The sequence below is a fragment of the Denitratimonas tolerans genome (genome assembly GCF_037203605.1).
In the GTDB taxonomy this organism is placed as follows: domain Bacteria; phylum Pseudomonadota; class Gammaproteobacteria; order Xanthomonadales; family Xanthomonadaceae; genus Denitratimonas; species Denitratimonas tolerans.
Window position 1 is genome coordinate 1 of the sequence record NZ_JBBDHC010000032.1, and the last position, 4,115, is coordinate 4,115.

General features: G+C 59.9%; 5 protein-coding genes. All 5 read left to right on the forward strand.

Annotation, left to right across the window (positions count from 1 at the left end; all coding sequences use genetic code 11):
- On the forward strand, positions 1–716 hold a 716-nt coding region (locus WB794_RS13335), incomplete at its 5' end, for a hypothetical protein (RefSeq protein WP_337336342.1).
- Positions 717–798: 82 nt separating this feature from the next.
- Complete coding sequence (locus WB794_RS13340) at positions 799–1,191, forward strand: VOC family protein (protein WP_337336343.1); 393 nt, start codon at positions 799–801, stop codon at positions 1,189–1,191.
- A 4-nt stretch (positions 1,192–1,195) separates the two neighbouring features.
- A complete protein-coding gene (locus WB794_RS13345) occupies positions 1,196–1,555 on the forward strand; it encodes a DUF1801 domain-containing protein (RefSeq protein ID WP_337336344.1) in 360 nt (119 codons plus the stop codon).
- A 104-nt stretch (positions 1,556–1,659) separates the two neighbouring features.
- A complete protein-coding gene (locus tag WB794_RS13350; RefSeq protein WP_337336345.1) occupies positions 1,660–2,625 on the forward strand; it encodes an NAD-dependent epimerase/dehydratase family protein in 966 nt (321 codons plus the stop codon).
- A complete protein-coding gene (locus WB794_RS13355) occupies positions 2,607–3,623 on the forward strand; it encodes an IS30 family transposase (RefSeq protein WP_337336346.1) in 1,017 nt (338 codons plus the stop codon). Before WB794_RS13350 ends, WB794_RS13355 begins: the two co-directional genes overlap by 19 nt.
- The last annotated feature ends 492 nt before the right edge of the window (positions 3,624–4,115 follow it).

Genomic DNA, 4,115 nt, shown 5'->3' on the forward strand with positions numbered 1-4,115 from the left:
GGCTCATCGAAGCCGTGTGGGACGCGGGGGGAGTCCATTCGATCATTCAAGCCGACGCCGCTTCGCGGCGCGGCTTAATTCAGGCGTTAGAGCATCAGATGTCAGAACGAGACAAAGAAATCCAGTGGTACTCCGCGACGGTGAACGCGTGGTATGGCACGCGCCTGGAACATGACCGGAGCTTGCTCACCCTATCGGCTGGTGCAATAGGCCTGCTCATCACACTGCTATCTACGGTCGGTGTCAGTTCAGTCGAAAGCGCACTGCTTTACGGCGCAGCGATATTTTCATTCTTGATTAGTCTTGCCTCTGTGCTTTGGGTCTTTAGAAGGAATGGCACTCACCTTACGGAAATCCTCAGAAGCAACGCAGCCGGTGATGCCGTGCTGCGGACGCTGGACGCCGTGGCAATCGGAAGTTTCTTTTTCGGCGTCGTACTCGCGTCCATCATAGGAATATCAGCGGCTGTTCACTCATTGCAACCTAGCGAGGTCAGTATGTCCGGCGAACAGAAAACTCAGGGCCAGTCCCAGGATCTTAACGAAAGCTTTAACGGCGCCACCAGCATGCGCCCGACGCAAGGTGATCTGAAGAAAAGCTTCGATGGAGCCATGGCGTTGCGGCCTGCCCCAGCCACTTCACCAGCTCAAGAAACATCAGCTCCAGCTCCAGCGCCAGATGCTCCTGCTCAGCCAAACATAGGCGACAGCAAGTAGTGCTCTAACAAGGCCATCCACGCGACGTGCGAAGACGCACGCGCTTGATGGCCGGCGTTAGGTCTTACAACAAGGAGTCGTCATGAAAATCAATTCTCTGTCCCCATGCATCACGACCACCAAGGTCGAGGAGTCACGCGAATTCTACGTGAAGCACTTTGGTGCAAACGTCACCTTCGATTGTGGATGGTACGTCAATCTCGAATTTGAAGGAGGCGCTTCCGTTCAGTTCATGGCGCCGCAAAACGACCAGCCCGCCTGCAATCCGACAGGGCTGATGTACAACTTCAGCGTTTCGGATGTCGATGCCGAGTATCAGTCACTCACGGCATCCGGTCTGGTTGCCATCATGCCCATTGAAGACCACCCTTGGGGGGATCGTGGCTTTGCCGTTCAAGACCCGAACGGCATCGTTCTATACGTCCATTCTGAACGCGACCCAAGCCCTGAGTTCAAGCAATATTACAAGTCCTGACGCCATGGCCGCCGACCGCATCTCGAAACTGCTCGAAGACATACGACTTCTCAACCCAGATCGCTTCGAGCTTGTGCAAGAACTGAGGGAAATCATCCTTGGTTTGGATTCCTCCGTGTCCGAGGAAGTGAAATACGGCGGGTTCTTGTTTTCCGCTGACCAGCCGTTTTGTGGTGTCTTCTCCTACGCAAAGCACATTTCGTTGGAGTTCGGTACAGGCGCATCACTTCCAGACAAGTTCAACGTACTGGAAGGTAAAGGAAACATACGCAGGCACATAAAGCTGTTATCGGCGCAGGACATTTCGGAGAAGCACGTTCGTGAGTATCTCGTTTTGGCCCTCAAGGCGTCGGCCAAGCCATGAGACCTAACCACAGCGTCAACTCGGACGCCCGACTCCGCTGCGCTCCGTCGGGCGCCGGTTACGCTGGCCGTTAGCCTCGAACCCAAACCGCGGAGGAACAACCAATGCCTACCGAGCTACACGTGATCTTCGGAACCGGCCCTGTGGGGTGTTGGACAGCGCGGGCGCTGCGCAGCCAAGGATGTGCTGTGCGCGCGGTGAATCGAAGCGGAGTGCGCCCAGGTTTGATGCCCGCCGACGTCGAAATGGTCAAAGCGGACGTCGCTGACCCGACTCAGGCTGCGACAGCGGCCACCGGAGCCAGCGTGGTCTACCAAGCCCTCAATCCCCCGTATCACCTCTGGCACGAGTTCTTCCCGGCCTTGCAGGCCGCCGCGCTTGCCGCCGCGAAGACGGCGAACGCCAGATACGTGTCAATTGAGAACCTGTACATGTATGACTCCTCGAAGTCGATGAACGAGGCCTCGCCAGTCGCACCGGTTTCCGGGAAAGGGGCGCTTCGCCAGAAGATGGCGGAGCAAGTTATGGCCGCTCACACGCGCGGCGAAGTACGCACGACGACGCTTCGCTCCAGCGATTACTACGGACCTGGCGTGCTCGGCTCGGCACTAGGCGAGAGGGTGTTCGGCAATCTGGTCGCCGGCAAGACGGCGCAACTCAGTGGCTCAACGACGATGCCGCATTCCTTCGCGTATATCGAAGATGTCGGCCTCGCGGCAGCCGCTCTGGGTAGGCACGACAAGGCCCTCGGTCAGGTCTGGATTGCCCCGCATGCCCCAGTCAGGACTCAGGGCCAGATGGTCGAGGAGGCCTGTCGAGTGCTTGGTGTTGACCCGCGAATCAGTGCGGTGTCACCGCTCATGATGCGTGTGGTCGGGCTGTTCGTTCCAGCCGCGCGGGCCAGCGTGGAGATGATGTACGAGTTCACGGCGCCGTTTGTGGTCGATTCGTCGCGAATCGAACGCGAGTTCGACCTGGGCAGACTCAACTTCCAAGTGCAACACCCCCATATAAACCAGCCTGAGGCTGGAAAAAGAGGGAGTGTATTGCGATGGGATACAGCCATTTGAGTGCAGAGGAACGTGCTGTGATCATGATCGAGAAGGCGAACGGCAGCAGCCTGAGGTCGATAGGGCGGCTGCTTGGGCGCTCGGCTTCCACGATCAGTCGCGAACTTCGCAGGCAGCCGCCGCATGCACGAGGATATGACGCCGGTAGCGCGGGCCGGCGCTACCTCCAGCAGCGCCAGCAGTGCCGTCGCCGCAAGCGGCTGGCCGAGGGCTCCGAGCTGCTGGCGCAGGTGCGCGATGGCTTGTGCCTGCATGGCTGGTCGCCGCAGCAAATCGCCGCCAGACTGCGCAAGATGCACCCGGACGATCCCAGCCAGCACGTCAGCCACGAGACCATCTACGCGGCGATCTATGCCTATCCGCGCGGATCGCTGAAGAAGGAACTGGTCCAGGCCCTGCGGCAGCAGAAGGGGCGTCGTGGTGTGCGTCGCACGACAGCGGCACGAGCCAGCTTCGTTCCCGATGAGCTGCGCATCGTCAATCGCCCCGAGGAAGTCCAGCAGCGCCTGCTGCCGGGCCACTGGGAGGGTGATCTGATCAAGGGCGCGTTCAACCGCTCGGCGGTGGGGGTGCTGGTGGAGCGCCGGACGCGCTACGTGCTGCTGTGCCGGGTGAAGGACGCCAGCACGCAGGAGGTGGTGGACAGCTTCGCGCGGCAGATGAAGCGGGTACCGGCCTTCATGCGCGATAGCCTGACCTATGACCGTGGCAGCGAGATGGCGCAGTACGCGCGCCTGATGGAGCAGCTGGACATGCAGGTGTGGTTCGCCGATCCGCACGCCCCTTGGCAACGGGGCAGCAACGAGAACACCAATGGCTTGTTGCGCGAGTATCTGCCCAAGGGCATGGACTTGTCCGGGTTCAGCCAAACCCGCCTGAACGATATTGCCCGCGCGCTCAATGGCCGGCCGAGAAAAACCCTGGACTGGAACACGCCGGAAGAAGCCTGGGCCGAGGAAATAGCCAGGTTCAATTCAACTGTTGCACTTGATTCTTGAGACCGCCCTGTCTGCCACGCCCATCCCGGCGGCTATCCAACGCACGATTGAGTGGTACCGGGAGCACGTTGCCAAAGGGTGAGGTCATGGCCGGTTAAGTTGAGGCTAACAGCCGGTTGCAGCGGACGGCGCAGCTCGCCGCCGCTGAACCGGAGCGTTAGGCGGCTCAGGGGACAACGACGTGACCGCAGACCAGGCTTATCTAGCCATGTTTTACTTCTTGGACCGCAAGTTCGACCACGGTGTCCGGGAGTTAGCGGACATCCTCGGCTCCATGTCCTTGCTTCCGGACGGTACTCCAGCGGATCCTGCGTTTGCCCAGGAGTGGGCCGAGGCAATAGAGCAGGCGGTTTCTGGTCAGGTGTCAGCGCGCCTTGAGCTGCGTCGGTGAGAGCGTCGGAGCCGCCTAACAATTCGTGTATGGACTCCCCCGTCAACCCCTGACGGCAGGATTTTGTGAAGCGCCAGCTTCACGGCTTTTGATTCTGCTTT